Below are 13,963 nucleotides of genomic sequence, written 5' to 3' on the forward strand. Positions count from 1 at the left end.
CGGTTTCGCCTCCCGGCCCGGATACCGGGCCGCGTCACCGCCGCTTCCAACAAGATAGGACAGGGTCCATCAGGGATACAAGCCGCGCATCTCGCGCGCTTGCAAAATCCGCTTACATGCGACGATGAACGCCGCCGTCCGCACCGACACGTTCTGCTCGCTCGACACCTGCCACACCGCCGCGAACGCTTCGCGCATCACGCGCTCGAGGCGCTCGTTGATCTCGTCTTCGGTCCAGAAGAAGCTCGAAAAGTCCTGCACCCATTCGAAATATGACACTGTCACACCGCCCGCATTCGCGACCACGTCCGGAATCACGAGGATGCCGCGATCGTGCAGGATGTCGTCCGCCGCCGTGGTGGTCGGGCCGTTCGCGCCCTCGACGATGATCCTGGTCTTGATCTTGCCTGCGTTCTTTTCGGTGATCTGGTTTTCCAGCGCCGCCGGAATCAGGATGTCCGATTCGACGGTCCAGAACTCATCAGCGGTGATCGCGTCGGCTTCAGGGAAACCGCCGACGCCGCCCTTCTTCGCGACGTAATCGAGCAACGCGACCGCATCGATCCCGGTGGACTTGTACACCGAGCCGGTGTGGTCCTGCACCGCGACGACCTTCGCGCCCGCTTCCTGGAACAGACGTGCGGCGATGCCGCCGACGTTGCCGAAGCCCTGCACCGCGATACGCGCGCCTTCGATGTCGAAGCCGATCCGGCGAGCCGCTTCGCAGCCCACCACGAACACGCCGCGGCCCGTCGCCTCGCGGCGGCCGAGCGAGCCGCCGAGCGTGATCGGCTTGCCGGTCACGACGCCGGTGGCCGTCTGCCCCTGATTCATCGAGTACGTGTCCATCATCCACGCCATGATCTGCTCGTTCGTGTTCACGTCCGGCGCGGGGATGTCGGTATTCGGTCCGATGATGATGCCGATCTCGCTCGTGTAGCGGCGCGTCACGCGCTCGAGCTCGCCCCGCGACAGCGTGCGCGGATCGACACGGATACCGCCTTTCGCGCCGCCGTACGGCACGTTCACCGCCGCGTTCTTCACCGACATCCACGCGGACAGCGCCATCACTTCGGAGAGCGTAACGTCCTGGTGATAGCGCACGCCGCCCTTGCCCGGACCGCGCGACACGTTGTGCTGCACGCGATAGCCCTCGAAGTGCGCGACCGTGCCGTTGTCGAGTTCGATGGGCACGTCAACGACGAGAATGCGCTTCGGGCGCTTCAGGGTTTCGAGCCAGCGGGACAGCGAACCGAGGTACGGCGCGACGCGGTCGACCTGGCGCAGATAGTTGCCCCAGGGGCCGAGGTCTTCTTTGTTGAGATAGGAGGGAACGGATTGCAACGTTGAGGCGGCTTGTGCCGATTCTGCGGCTTGTTGCTGGGATGACATGAACGCTCCGGCGTTTGATCGAGTACCGGCATTGTGGAAAAACGCCGTATTGAAATCCAATGCCGTTTCCTTATCCGGTTATGTTTTTCTTGCATAACCTTCGGAAAGGCGCAAATTCGCGTCGCCGCGACGCAGGTTCGAGCTCGAGTTTTATGCCGCGCTTCAGGGGGCGCTCTGCCGGAGTTCCTCCGACACCACGTCCCACAACTGCCGCACGAGGATCTGGCGCGCGTCGTCGCTTTTCGCGGCGAGCTTGTCGCGGTACAGGCGAATCTCCATGCTGAGCGTCAACTGCCCTTCGGGCGTGCCGCGCATCGCGCGATCGAGGCGGATCAGCCGGCCTTCGGCCACCGCATCTTCGACCGCGCTATGCGGCAGAAACGCGATGCCGTGACCAGCGAGCGCCATCGCCTTGAGCCCCTCAGCCATGTCGGTTTCGTAGAGCCGGTCGAGGTACAGGCGCTCCGGCGCGTTCGCGAGAATCACCTCGGTCATGCGCCCGAGGTATGCGTTCGGCGTGTACGACAGATACGGCGCGGGCGCGTCGGCCGAGCCCGGCAGCGTGTGACGCGGACGGCCCGCGCGGGCGGGCGCCGAGAACGGGCTGATCGGCTCGTGGCCGAGCGTCAGCATGTCGTAGCGCGCCGGATCGAGCGCGACCGGGTGGCTCGGATGGTGATAGCCCATCATCAGATCGCAGCCGCCTTCCACCAAGGACAGCGCCGCGTCGTGCACGTTCAGCGCGCGCAGCCGCGTGTGGATCGGGCCCATCTGCGCTTCGATGCGCTGCAGCCAGCGCGGAAAGTAAGTCAGCGACAGCGTGTGCGGGACCGCGAATTCGATCGTCGCCTGCGGCGTCGCCGTATGGCCGCGCAACAGCGCGCGCGCCTCATGGAATTGCGACAGCATCGCGAGCGCCTGCTCGTTGAACACCTGCCCGGCCGCCGTGAGCCGCGTTGGATAAACAGAACGGTCGATCAGTTCCGTGCCGAGCCACGCTTCGAGCGCCTGGATGCGGCGCGAGAAAGCCGGCTGCGTGACGTGGCGCAGTTCGGCCGAGCGGCTGAAACTACGCGTTTCCGCGAGCGAAATGAAGTCTTCGAGCCATTTCAGTTCCATGCGAGTGCGTTTGCCGGCGAGAGGGAAGAAGTCTGCATTCTAGCGGCGCGAGGTGCGGCCGACGCATCCGGACGGGCGCATCGCATCACAGTGGTAAAATCCACGGTTCCCTCCGTTCCCGATCCGCTCGCTGAGCGCTCAGTGCCTTAACCCGCGCCTCAACCTGCGCCTCAACCCGGTCCTCATCATGTCCGACACCCGCCCCGACACCCTGTTCGCGCTGAACGCGCTCTCCCCGCTCGACGGCCGCTATGCCGCCAAAACCGAAGCCCTGCGCGACTGGCTCTCGGAAGCCGCTTTCATGCGCAATCGCGTGACGGTCGAAATCCACTGGCTGATCGCGCTGTCGCGCGCCGGCTTCGCCGAAGTGCCGCGCTTCTCCGACGCATCCGAGCAGTTCCTGCTGCAACTGGCTGAGCGCTTCACCGCGCACGACGCCGCGCGCATCAAGGAAATCGAGCGCGTGACGAACCACGACGTGAAGGCCGTCGAATACTGGCTGAAGGAGTCGGTGAAGGGTCAGGAAGAACTGGAACGCGCGAGCGAGTTCATCCACTTCGCGTGCACGTCCGAAGACATCAACAACACGTCGCACGGTCTGATGCTCGCCGGCGCGCGCGAACACGTGATCCTGCCGGCGCTGCGCTCGGTGCATCAACGCCTCGTCGCGCTCGCGCATGCGCAAGCCGCCCAGCCGATGCTGTCGCGCACGCACGGCCAGCCGGCCAGCCCGACCACGCTCGGCAAGGAAATCGCCAACGTCGCCGCGCGTCTCGCGCGCGCGATCGAGCGCATCGCGAAGGTCGAACTGCTCGGCAAGATGAACGGCGCGGTCGGCAACTTCAACGCGCACCTGTCCGCGTATCCGGAGTTCGACTGGGAAGCGTTCTCGAAGGACGTCGTCGAGAACCGTCTGAAGCTCACGTTCAATCCGTACACGATCCAGATCGAACCGCACGACTACATGGCCGAGCTGTTCGACGCGATCTCGCGCGCGAACACGATCCTGCTGGATCTCGATCGCGACGTGTGGGGCTACATCTCGGTCGGCTACTTCAAACAGCGCACGAAGGCCGGCGAAATCGGCTCATCGACGATGCCGCACAAGGTCAACCCGATCGACTTCGAAAACTCCGAAGGCAACCTCGGCCTCGCGAACGCGACGCTGCGTCACCTCGCCGACAAGCTGCCGGTATCGCGCTGGCAGCGCGACCTGACCGACTCGACGGTGCTGCGCAACATCGGCGTCGCGTTCGGCTACTCGCTGCTCGCGTACGACTCGCTGATCCGCGGCCTCGACAAGCTCGAAGTGAACGCGCAGCGTCTGAACGAAGACCTCGACAACTGCTGGGAAGTGCTAGCCGAGCCAGTGCAAACCGTGATGCGCCGTTACGGCATCGAGAACCCGTACGAGCAGCTGAAGGAGCTCACGCGCGGCAAGGGCATCACGCGCGAGGCGCTGCAGAGCTTCATCGGCGGCCTGGCGATTCCGCAGGACGCGAAGGACCGTCTGCTCGAAATGACGCCCGGCTCGTACATTGGCAAGGCCGTCGAACTGGCGAAGCGGATCGGCTGATCGGCTGGCCCAGCTTCGGCGCATAAAAAAGCCGCTCCGAGGAGCGGCTTTTTTTCGTCCCGCGCTCGAAGCCGGAACGCGGGGGAATCAAAGACTCAGCGCGCTTCGACCTGCCTGAGCGCCTCGTCGACGATCTGTTCCGGCGTCAGATCGATGCTGACCGTGATCGCTTCATCGTCACCCGGCTCCTCGAGCGTATCGAGCTGGCTTTGCAGCAGCGACGGATCGAAGAAATGCCCGGTGCGATGCCCGAGACGCTCCGCGAGCACCTCGCGCGAACCCTTCAGGTAGACGAAGCACACGTCCTTGTCGCCGGCGCGCAGAATGTCGCGATACGAGCGCTTCAGCGACGAACACGTGAACACCGCCGTCTCGCCCGCCTTCTGCTTTTCCTCGATCGCCGCGCGGATCGTCTTCAGCCACGGCCAGCGGTCTTCGTCGGTGAGCGGAATGCCGTGGTGCATCTTCTCCTTGTTCGCCGCGCTATGGAACGCGTCGCCGTCGGTGAACGTGCAATGCAGACGCGCGGCCAGCATTTCGCCAATCAGAGACTTACCCGCGCCCGACACGCCCATTGCGATCAGAATCATTTGAAACTCCTTACAGGACCGCCGCGAGTGCGAAGGTCAGGGCCAGCCCCATCACCGAAATGATGGTTTCCAGGAGCGACCACGTCTTGAAGGTCTGCACCACCGTCATGCCGAAATATTCCTTGATCAGCCAAAAGCCGCCGTCGTTCACGTGCGAGAAGATCAGCGAGCCCGAGCCGGTTGCGAGCACCATCAGTTCCGGTTTCACCTGCACCGCACCGGCCGCCGCGATCGGCGCGACGATGCCGCAGGCGGTCGTCATCGCAACGGTGGCCGAACCGGTCGCGAGACGGATCATCGCCGCGACGATCCAGCCGAACAGCAGCGGCGACAGATGCACCGCGGTCGCGACGTTGGTGATTTCCTTCGAAATGCCGCTATCCATCAGCACGCGGCCAAAACCACCGCCTGCGCCGACGATCAGTGTAATACCCGCGATCGGCGCCAGACACTCGCCGCAGAACTTCTGGATCTGCTCGCGGTTAAAGCCGCGGCTCGCGCCGAAGGTCCAGAAGCTGACCAGCACGGCCGTCAGCAGCGCGACGTCGGTGTTGCCGAAGAAGCGCAGCAGATCGTTCGGCAGCGTCTTCGGTTCGAACACCAGGTCGGCCCAGCTGCCGACCAGCATCAGAACCACCGGCAACAGGATCGTGGCCAGCGTGATGCCGAAGCCTGGCAGTTCGCGCTTCGGTGCGTTGGTTGCCACGCCGTTGCCGTTATTCGCGTCGTGACTGAGAAACTGCGCGGCAAGCGGATTTTCCTTCGGCAACTGGATATGGCGGCTCACCAGCAGCGCGAACAGCGGACCGGCGACGATCGCGCAGGGGATGCCGACGATCAGACCATAGGCGATCGTCTTGCCGATATCCGCGTGATAAGCCTGCACGGCGAGCAGCGCGGCCGGGTGCGGCGGGATCAGCCCGTGCACCACGGACAGACCCGCGACCATCGGCAGGCCGACCAGCAGCAGCGATTTGTTGGTGCGCTTGGCGACGTTGAACGCGATCGGAATCAGCAGCACGAAACCGACTTCGAAGAACACCGGCAAGCCGACGATGATCGCGACGACCATCATCGCCCAGTGAATGTGTTTCTCACCGAACCAGTTGATCAGCGTGGTCGCGACGCGCTCGGCGCCGCCCGATTCGGCCATCATCTTGCCGAGCATCGTGCCGAGACCGACAACGATGGCTATGTGCCCGAGCGTGTTGCCGTTACCCGTTTCGAACGATTTGACGATGGTCTGCATCGGCATGCCGGCCACGAGGCCCAGCAGCAACGACACGATGATCAGAACGAGAAACGGATAGACCTTCAGGCGCGTGATCATGAAGATCAGCAACGCGATCGCGATTAACGCGTAGACCAGCAACATGCTTCCGTGGGCAGATTCCATGAAGCCCCTCCTTTGGTTTATTGGTTTCAGAGTGCGGATGCGGCCGGCACTTCGTCTCACGGCAACCTGCGCGATGCCTGAAAACCCGGCTGGCCGCGCGGACGCTGAATTTTACTGTTTGTTTCAAAAACGCGCGCAAATCCAGCACGCATATCAAGCAAAAAAAGAGTCTCGGCGCGACAGCCTGATGCGGCTGTATCGACGAGACTCCTGTGCCCGGTTTAGCTAACCGATGCGCTGTCGTTTTGCGGGCTTAGTGCGCGGGCGCCGCCAATTGGCTCGCGGCGCGCGCGAGGCGCGTCACCTCATCCCAGTTCTGCGCGGCGAGTGCGGCCTTCGGCGTGAGCCACGAACCGCCGACGCAGACCACGTTCGGCAGCGACAGGAAGTGCGGTGCGCTTTCCGGCGTGATGCCGCCAGTCGGGCAGAACTTCAGCGCCGGGAACGGACCGTGGAACGCCTGCAGCATCGGCACGCCGCCGGCCTGCTGCGCGGGGAAGAACTTGACGATCTCGTAGCCGAGCTCGAGCGCGAGGATGATGTCCGACGGCGTCATCACGCCGGGCAGCAACGGCAGACCCACATCCTGCGCGGCCTGGTGCATGTCCTTGGTCAGACCCGGCGACACGCCGAACTGCGCGCCGGCCTTCTTCGCTTGCGCGCAATGCTCGGGCTTCGTGATCGTGCCGACACCGACCACGATGTCATCGGCGAGCTCGGACGCACGCTCGATCGCGCCGAGGCCCGCCGGCGTGCGCAGCGTGATTTCGAGCACCTTCACGCCGCCCGCGTGCAACGCGCGCGACACGTGTTCGCCCTGTTCGACCGTGTCGAACGCGAGCACCGGAATCACCGGGCCGAGGCGCACGATATCGCTTACTGTTTTCGACGTCATAGTCAGACTCCTTGTTTCTGCAGCGCCGCGCCGGCTTGCGCGGTGCTCGTGTGATGGTCGCTGGGTTGATGGGCGTGCTTGTCGCCATGCTTGTGGTGGCTGCCGTGACCGTGCTGGCCGTCGAGCGCGCCGCCCTCGCCGATCAGCTTGCCGAACACCGACGCGCCCTGCTCCGCCGGCGCCGCCGCCGCGCGGAACACGCCGAACAGCTCGCGGCCGAAGCCGGCTTCGTTGTCCGCCTGATGCAGCGGCTCGGCGTTCGGACGCGCGGCCCATTCGGCTGCGTCGATCTCGATGTCGAGCACGCCCGCTTCCGCGTCGATGACCAGCGTGTCGCCCGTGCGGACCTTGCCGAGCGGGCCTTGCAGCAACGCTTCCGGCGACACATGAATGACCGCCGGCACTTTGCCCGACGCGCCCGACATACGGCCGTCGGTCACTAGCGCGACATGGAAACCCTGATCCTGCAACACACCGAGCAGCGGCGTCAAACGATGCAATTCAGGCATGCCGTTTGCGCGGGCGCCCTGGAAGCGCACCACCGCGATGAAGTCGCGCTTGAGCTCGCCCTTGTCGAACGCTTCCTGCACCGCTTCCTGCGAATCGAACACGATTGCCGGCGCCTTCACCTTGCGATGCTGCGCCGCGACCGCCGAGATCTTGATCACGCCGCGGCCGAGCTTGCCCTGCATAAGACGCAGGCCGCCGTCAGGCTGGAACGGCTCCTGGATGCCGCGCAGCACCGCGGTATCCGCGCTCGCCTCGACGCCCGCGACCCATTGCAGCTTGCCGTCGAGCAGCTTGGGCTCCTCCGTGTAGCGCTTCAGGCCCTTGCCCGCGACCGTGTTCACATCTTCATGCAGCAGCCCCCCTTCGAGCAGATTGCGCACGAGGAACGCCACGCCGCCCGCCGCGTGGAAGTGGTTCACGTCGGCCTTGCCGTTCGGATAGATCTTCGCGAGCAGCGGCACCGCCTGCGACAGCGTGTCGAAGTCGTCCCAGTCGATCACGATGCCGGCCGCACGCGCGATCGCGACGAGGTGCAGCGTGTGATTGGTCGAGCCGCCGGTTGCCAGCAGCGCGACGATGCCGTTGACGATCGCCTTCTCGTCGATCACATGGCCGATCGGCATGTAGTGGCCGCGCTCGACCGTCAGATCGAGCACGCGGCGCGCGGCCTGCGCGGTCAGCGCGTCGCGCAGCGGCGTGTGCGGATGCACGAAGGCCGAGCCCGGCAGATGCAGGCCCATCACTTCCATCAGCATCTGGTTGCTGTTCGCGGTGCCGTAGAACGTGCAGGTGCCGTGGCTGTGATACGCGGCCGCTTCCGCTTCGAGCAGCGCGTCGCGGCCGCACTGGCCGGTCGCGAACTGCTGGCGCGTCTTGGCTTTGTCGTCGTTGGACAGGCCGCTCGTCATCGGACCGGCCGGCACGAAGATGGTCGGCAAATGGCCGAATTGCAGCGCGCCGATCAGCAGGCCCGGCACGATCTTGTCGCAGATGCCGAGGCATAGCGCCGCGTCGAACATGTTGTGGGTGAGCGCGACGGCCGTGCTCATCGCGATCACTTCGCGCGAGAACAGCGACAGCTCCATGCCCGCGTTGCCCTGCGTGATGCCGTCGCACATCGCCGGCACGCCGCCCGCGAATTGCGCGACGCCGCCGTTTTCGCGCGCTGCCTGTTTGATGATGTCCGGGTAGTTTTTGTACGGCGCGTGCGCCGACAACATCTCGTTGTAGGACGACACGATGCCAATGTTCGGCTCGCGGATCTGCTTGATCACGAGCTTGTCGTTGCCTTCGAGACCGGCGAAACCGTGGGCGAGGTTCGCGCACGACAACGCGCCGCGTGCCGGGAAGCGCCCCTGCGCATGCTGGATGCGGGCCAAATACGCTTCACGCGTGGGCTTGCTGCGCTCGATCACGCGTTGCGTGACCTTCAACAATTGCGAATGCGGGGAAACCATCGGAGCTCCTTCGTCGCTGGCGGCAGGCGCACGCATGACACCAGGCGGTATCGCGGGGTTGTGATATCGAACCACGCCATATTAGTAGAAAAACTACACGATCGCAATTAGGAACGCTGTTGCGGTGCCGCATCGAACGACTCGCCAAGTCGCCCTATTGGCGGCGCCTTAGCGCTTTACAGCCGAAACCCAGGGAATACACTTACTCACCAATATGTAGTTTTGTACCTAGCTTTTGTGCGCCAACGACCAATCGGATATAGTCCACACGTTCTTCAGCATAGTGCGAGTTTTCCGATGATGCTGTCCCAAGTGGAACAGATGCGTGATCAGCTGCGCCCGTCCGAGCGCAAGCTGGCCGATTATGTGATCGAGGCGCCGCGCGAGGTGCTCGATCTGTCGATGACCGAGGTCGCCGCGCGCGCGGGCGTGAGTCAGCCGACGATCGCGCGCTTCTGTCACGCGCTCGGTTTTTCCGGCTTTCGCGAATTCAAGATCCGGCTCGCGCAGGGCATCGCGAGCGAAGTGCCGGCCGTATATCGCGACGTGCGGCCCGACGAGCCGACACCGGGCGTCGCCGCGAAGGTGCTCGACCGGACCATCGGTGCGCTGATTCAGGTGCGCAACAATCTGTCCTCGGATAGCGTCGCGGCGGCGATCGACATGCTCGCGCAGGCGAAGCGCATCGAGTTCTATGGCGCGGGCGGCTCCGGCATCGCCGCGCTCGACGTGCAGCACAAGTTTTTCCGGCTCGGCATGCCGAGCGTCGCGTATTCGGACCCGCATACGTTTCTGATGTCAGCCGCGCTGCTCGGGCCGGGTGACGTGGTCGTCGCGATTTCCAACACGGGCCGCACGCGCGACATCATCGATGCCGCGAGGGCCGCGCTGAACGCGGGCGCGAAGGTGATCGCGATCACGCACGGCAACTCGCCGCTCGCCCGGCTCGCGACCGTGGGACTCTTCGCGAACGTCGACGAAGACACCGACATCTTTTCGCCGATGACCTCGCGCGTGTCGCATCTGGCGATCGGCGACATTCTGGCGGTCGGTGTCGCGCTGAGCCGCGGGCCCGAACTGGTGGAAAAGCTCGCGCAGACGAAGGAAGTGATACACCGGCGGCGGGTGGACTCGCAGGGGTAATCCGCTCCGATAAGAAACGCAAAAGGGCGGTGTGCCATTCGACCGGCACACCGCCCTTTGTCTTTTCCAGCGCCCTGCTTAACGCCGTCAGCCGCTCAGAACGGCTTGATCACCACCAGCGCGACCGCCGCAAGCATACCGAGCACCGGCAGCTCGTTGAACATCCGATACCACTTGTCCGAGCGGCGATTCTGGCCGCGTTCGAACGTGCGGAGCAGCACGCCACAATAGGCGTGATAGATGACGAGCAGCACGACTACGCCGACCTTCGCGTGAATCCAGCCCTGCCCGCTGCCGATGCCGATCACGAGCCACAACCACAAGCCGCACGCGATCGCGGGCACCGCGATAAAGCTCATGAAGCGGAACAGCTTGCGCGCCATCAGCAGAAGACGCGCGGTCGCGGCGGGTTCCGTTTCCATCGCCAGATTGACGAAGATGCGCGGCAGATAGAACAGGCCGGCAAACCAGGAGGCAATCAACACGATGTGAAACGTCTTTACCCAAAGCATCGGCGGGGGTCCTTGTGGTCCTTGTTGTTGTGTTCGTTGTGGCGGTGCTTCGATTCGTGCTTATTGACGACCTTCGCCGTGCCCGAGCACGACGTACTTCAGCGACGTCAGCCCTTCCAGTCCGACCGGGCCGCGCGCGTGCAGCTTGTCGTTCGAGATGCCGATCTCGGCGCCGAGACCGAACTCGAAGCCGTCCGCGAAACGCGTCGACGCGTTGACCATCACGCTCGCCGAATCGACTTCGCGCAGAAAGCGCATCGCGCGGTCGTGGTCTTCGGTAACGATCGCGTCGGTGTGCTGCGAGCTGTAGGTATTGATGTGATCGATCGCCGCGTCGATGCCGTCGACCACCTTGATCGCGAGCACCGGCGCCAGATATTCGGTGCGCCAGTCTTCCTCGGTCGCGTCGACGAGCGGGCCGACGCCCGCATCGGCCAGCACAGCGCGCGCCGCCGCGTCGACGCGCAGCTCGACGTCCTTGCCGCGATACAGCTTGCCCAGCGGCGGCAGCACTTCGGCCGCGATGCCGCGCGCGACCAGCAGCGTTTCCATCGTGTTGCAGGTGCCGTAGCGGTGCGTCTTCGCGTTGTCGCAGACGTTGAGCGCCTTCGCCAGGTCCGCGCGATCGTCGACATAGACGTGGCAGATGCCGTCGAGGTGCTTGATCATCGGCACGCGCGCTTCGTTCATCAGACGCTCGATCAGGCTCTTGCCGCCGCGCGGCACGATCACGTCGACGTATTCGGTCATCGTAATCAGCTTGCCGACCGCCGCGCGGTCCGACGTCGCGACCACCTGCACCGCGTCTTGCGGCAAACCGGCCGCTTCGAGCCCCTCGCCGATCAGCCTGGCGAGCGCGGTATTGCATTCGAGCGCTTCGGAGCCGCCGCGCAAAATGGTCGCGTTGCCGGACTTCAGGCACAGCGCGGCCGCGTCGATCGTCACGTTCGGGCGCGATTCGTAGATGATGCCGATCACCCCGAGCGGCACACGCATCTGGCCGACCTGGATGCCGCTCGGCCGATACTTCAGATTGCTGATTTCACCGATCGGATCGGCCAGCGCCGCGACCTGGCGCAGGCCTTCGACCATCGTCTTCAGCGCCTTGTCGGACAGCGTCAGACGGTCGATGAACGCAGCGTCGTGGCCCTTGCCGCGGGCGCGCTCGAGGTCGCGGGCGTTGGCGGCCTTCAGCAGATCGGCATCGCGCTCGATCGCCTCGGCAACGGCAGCAAGCGCCGCATTCTTCGCGGCGGTCGACGCCCGCGCCATCGCGCGCGAAGCCTGGCGAGCGCGTTGGCCGAGGTCGGTCATGTACTGGTCGATATCCATGGTCATTCTCGTGATGCCCCGCACGGTGACGTGCGGTGGTCGGGCAAGATTAGCGAAAGATCAAACGATTGTAAGTCGGGTACCTGGGCTTTGCTCGCGAGGGGCAGCGGGTGCGCTGTGCTGTCGCGGGTTGCCGTTGCGTTGTGTTGAGCCCGTGGCATGGGAAACACGGTGCTCTGCATGCGACGCGATTAACGGTTGCTGTGCGATTGCAATCGCCGCCGAAGCTCGCCCGCGCCCAGTTGCCTAGACTGGCCGCCGCGCTGGCGCCGCAGTCGGCGCCCGAGGTCGCGGCGGCGGCACTGGCGGCGCCGCCGGCGGTTTTGGCGCGGCCACCGTCATCGCGAGTTCGAACAGGCCGTCCCACGGATCGGGCGGCGGATCGTTGCGATGATTGCCCGGCGTGCCGCCCGACAAGCCCTTGACCTGCCGGTCGAGCCGCGCCGCCAGCGCGAGCGCCTTCTCGAGCGCCGTTTCGCTGACACGCGACAGCGCCGGCCCGATCAGCCGTTCGCGCGGACCCCACACGCGGTTCTCGCGCGTGAGCACCGCGAGAGGCTTGCCGGCTGCGACGCCGCGCTTGATCCGCAACAGTGTGCGCACTTCCTCGACGACGGCCCACAGCACGAGCACCGCCGCCTCTCCTTCACCGCGCAGGCCGTCGAGCATGCGCGCGAGACGGCCGACGTCGCCCGCGAGCATCGCCTCGTTGAGCTTGAAGACGTCGTAGCGCGCGACGTTGAGCACCGCGTCCTGCACCTGATCGAAGCTCAGCGAGCCGCTCGGATACAGCAGCCCGAGCTTCTGGATTTCCTGATGCGCGGCGAGCAGATTGCCCTCGACGCGCTCGGCGATGAACGCGAGCGCGCGCCGCCCTTCTTCGCCGGCTGCGACGCGCTGGCCTTGGGCCGCGAGCCGCTGCCCGACCCAGTTCGGCAGCTGCGCGCGCTCGACCGGATCGATCTTCAGCGCGACGCCCGCGTCGGCGAGCGCGGTGAACCATGCCGACTTCTGCGTGGCCGCATCGAGACGGGGCAGCGTAATCATCGTCAGCACGTCGTCGTTGACGGTGGATGCTAGCGCCTTCAGCGCATCCGCGCCTTCCTTGCCCGGCTTGCCCGACGGAATGCGCAACTCGACCAGTTGACGGTCGCCGAACAGCGACATCGACTGGCTCGCGCCGAGCAGCGAGCTCCAGTCGAAATAGCGCTCGGCCGTGAACACCGAGCGGTCAGTGAAGCCTGCCGCGCGCGCGGCCGCCCGGATGCGGTCGCACGCTTCCTGCGCGAGCAGGTGCTCGTCGCCGTACACGACGTACAGTCCGGCGAGGCCGCGGGCGAGATGCGCTTCGAGCGCGTCAGGTCGCAGTTGCATGGCTGGCGGTTGACGGGGTGGATGAGATTCGACGCATCGCTAACGGCGCGATGCTCACAGCGGCGGCGGCGGCAGCGGCGCGCGCGGCGCGATGGCCGGCACGGCCTCGGACGGCGTCGGATGCAGCGAGCGCACCACGCCGAGACGGCGGATCAGCTGATCGACCGCGTCGTTCTCCATGTCGGCGAACAGGATGTCCGACTCGGCGGCCTTCGCCTGAGAGAACTGGTCGCTATAGGTCATCGCGCGGTTCAGCGCGATCACGCTGCCCGGAATCAGCACGGTGCCGTCCTTGCCGGTCAGCGTGTAGGTCATCTGCAGATTCAGCTGATACTCGGCGACGACGCCCAGCGAATTCAGCGTCAGCGTGCTGAGGTTGCGGTTCTGCGTGATCTGCAGGATCGCGTCGGCATTGGCGACCGAGTTGACCACCACGGTGTCGCTGCCGCCCTGCACGATGCGGGTGAAGCGCGCCATGGCCGCGGGCGAGCCGCCCGACACATAGAGGCGCTTGAACGCGAAGTCCTGCTGGCCGCGCAGCTTGAAGCCGCAGGCCGACAACATCATTACGCTGCAAGCGAGCGTCAAAAACGATCTGCGAGTCACATTCGCTCCCGGTTCGCAGTGGATTCGCGGTGCCGAGGAACGCCACCGTGCGGGCGGCGCC

Annotated in this window: 12 protein-coding genes; 2 read left to right on the forward strand and 10 right to left on the reverse strand. The window is 65.1% G+C overall.

Annotated features, from left to right (window positions below; translation table 11 throughout):
• Positions 1-69 precede the first annotated feature (69 nt).
• On the reverse strand, positions 70-1,392 hold the full coding sequence (locus ACLFKU_RS07140; protein WP_176121823.1) for a Glu/Leu/Phe/Val family dehydrogenase: 1,323 nt from the start codon (positions 1,390-1,392) through the stop codon (positions 70-72).
• A 162-nt stretch (positions 1,393-1,554) separates the two neighbouring features.
• The gene (locus tag ACLFKU_RS07145; protein ID WP_410848607.1) at positions 1,555-2,511 is read right to left on the reverse strand and encodes a LysR family transcriptional regulator; all 957 of its coding nucleotides are present in this window, start codon (positions 2,509-2,511) and stop codon (positions 1,555-1,557) included.
• Between the two features lie 187 nt (positions 2,512-2,698).
• On the opposite strand from ACLFKU_RS07145, the gene purB reads away from it, so the two are divergent.
• Positions 2,699-4,087, forward strand: a complete 1,389-nt coding sequence (gene purB / locus ACLFKU_RS07150; protein ID WP_368584031.1) for an adenylosuccinate lyase — start codon at positions 2,699-2,701, stop codon at positions 4,085-4,087.
• Between the two features lie 95 nt (positions 4,088-4,182).
• Here the strand turns inward: purB and ACLFKU_RS07155 are convergent, their stop codons facing one another.
• The 4 genes from ACLFKU_RS07155 to edd all read right to left on the reverse strand — a co-directional run bounded on the left by ACLFKU_RS07155 (position 4,183) and on the right by edd (position 8,935).
• A complete protein-coding gene (locus tag ACLFKU_RS07155; RefSeq protein WP_368584032.1) occupies positions 4,183-4,677 on the reverse strand; it encodes a gluconokinase in 495 nt (164 codons plus the stop codon).
• Between the two features lie 10 nt (positions 4,678-4,687).
• The gene (locus ACLFKU_RS07160) at positions 4,688-6,073 is read right to left on the reverse strand and encodes a GntP family permease (protein WP_368584033.1); all 1,386 of its coding nucleotides are present in this window, start codon (positions 6,071-6,073) and stop codon (positions 4,688-4,690) included.
• A gap of 253 nt (positions 6,074-6,326) precedes the next feature.
• The gene (gene eda / locus ACLFKU_RS07165; protein WP_368584034.1) at positions 6,327-6,968 is read right to left on the reverse strand and encodes a bifunctional 4-hydroxy-2-oxoglutarate aldolase/2-dehydro-3-deoxy-phosphogluconate aldolase; all 642 of its coding nucleotides are present in this window, start codon (positions 6,966-6,968) and stop codon (positions 6,327-6,329) included.
• Positions 6,969-6,970: 2 nt separating this feature from the next.
• The gene (edd, locus tag ACLFKU_RS07170; RefSeq protein WP_410848608.1) at positions 6,971-8,935 is read right to left on the reverse strand and encodes a phosphogluconate dehydratase; all 1,965 of its coding nucleotides are present in this window, start codon (positions 8,933-8,935) and stop codon (positions 6,971-6,973) included.
• A 297-nt stretch (positions 8,936-9,232) separates the two neighbouring features.
• On the opposite strand from edd, the gene ACLFKU_RS07175 reads away from it, so the two are divergent.
• A complete protein-coding gene (locus ACLFKU_RS07175) occupies positions 9,233-10,078 on the forward strand; it encodes a MurR/RpiR family transcriptional regulator (RefSeq protein ID WP_410848609.1) in 846 nt (281 codons plus the stop codon).
• A 95-nt stretch (positions 10,079-10,173) separates the two neighbouring features.
• Here ACLFKU_RS07175 and ACLFKU_RS07180 read toward each other — a convergent pair whose 3' ends face one another.
• The 4 genes from ACLFKU_RS07180 to lptE form a co-directional block, all read right to left on the reverse strand.
• Positions 10,174-10,590 carry a CopD family protein gene (locus ACLFKU_RS07180; RefSeq protein WP_368584037.1) on the reverse strand — a complete coding sequence of 139 codons (417 nt, stop codon included), beginning with the start codon at positions 10,588-10,590 and terminating at the stop codon, positions 10,174-10,176.
• 60 nt (positions 10,591-10,650) lie between these two features.
• Entirely contained in the window at positions 10,651-11,922 is a 1,272-nt protein-coding gene (locus ACLFKU_RS07185) for a glutamate-5-semialdehyde dehydrogenase (protein ID WP_410848610.1), read from the reverse strand.
• A 246-nt stretch (positions 11,923-12,168) separates the two neighbouring features.
• The gene (gene holA, locus ACLFKU_RS07190) at positions 12,169-13,296 is read right to left on the reverse strand and encodes a DNA polymerase III subunit delta (protein ID WP_410848611.1); all 1,128 of its coding nucleotides are present in this window, start codon (positions 13,294-13,296) and stop codon (positions 12,169-12,171) included.
• Positions 13,297-13,350: 54 nt separating this feature from the next.
• Positions 13,351-13,902 (reverse strand): LPS assembly lipoprotein LptE, encoded by a 552-nt coding sequence (gene lptE, locus ACLFKU_RS07195; RefSeq protein WP_368584040.1) that lies wholly within the window; start codon positions 13,900-13,902, stop codon positions 13,351-13,353.
• Positions 13,903-13,963 lie beyond the last annotated feature (61 nt).

Source organism: Paraburkholderia sp. EG304, from assembly GCF_046543485.1.
Classification (GTDB): domain Bacteria; phylum Pseudomonadota; class Gammaproteobacteria; order Burkholderiales; family Burkholderiaceae; genus Paraburkholderia; species Paraburkholderia youngii.

Excerpts from the sequence above, each read along its gene's own strand:
- ACLFKU_RS07140 (WP_176121823.1), bottom strand. The coding sequence starts at position 1,392 with ATGTCATCCCAGCAACAAGCCGCAGAATCGGCACAAGCCGCCTCAACG.
- ACLFKU_RS07145 (WP_410848607.1), bottom strand. The coding sequence starts at position 2,511 with ATGGAACTGAAATGGCTCGAAGACTTCATTTCGCTCGCGGAAACGCGT.
- purB (WP_368584031.1), top strand. The coding sequence starts at position 2,699 with ATGTCCGACACCCGCCCCGACACCCTGTTCGCGCTGAACGCGCTCTCC.
- ACLFKU_RS07155 (WP_368584032.1), bottom strand. The coding sequence starts at position 4,677 with ATGATTCTGATCGCAATGGGCGTGTCGGGCGCGGGTAAGTCTCTGATT.
- ACLFKU_RS07160 (WP_368584033.1), bottom strand. The coding sequence starts at position 6,073 with ATGGAATCTGCCCACGGAAGCATGTTGCTGGTCTACGCGTTAATCGCG.
- eda (WP_368584034.1), bottom strand. The coding sequence starts at position 6,968 with ATGACGTCGAAAACAGTAAGCGATATCGTGCGCCTCGGCCCGGTGATT.
- edd (WP_410848608.1), bottom strand. The coding sequence starts at position 8,935 with ATGGTTTCCCCGCATTCGCAATTGTTGAAGGTCACGCAACGCGTGATC.
- ACLFKU_RS07175 (WP_410848609.1), top strand. The coding sequence starts at position 9,233 with ATGATGCTGTCCCAAGTGGAACAGATGCGTGATCAGCTGCGCCCGTCC.
- ACLFKU_RS07180 (WP_368584037.1), bottom strand. The coding sequence starts at position 10,590 with ATGCTTTGGGTAAAGACGTTTCACATCGTGTTGATTGCCTCCTGGTTT.
- ACLFKU_RS07185 (WP_410848610.1), bottom strand. The coding sequence starts at position 11,922 with ATGGATATCGACCAGTACATGACCGACCTCGGCCAACGCGCTCGCCAG.
- holA (WP_410848611.1), bottom strand. The coding sequence starts at position 13,296 with ATGCAACTGCGACCTGACGCGCTCGAAGCGCATCTCGCCCGCGGCCTC.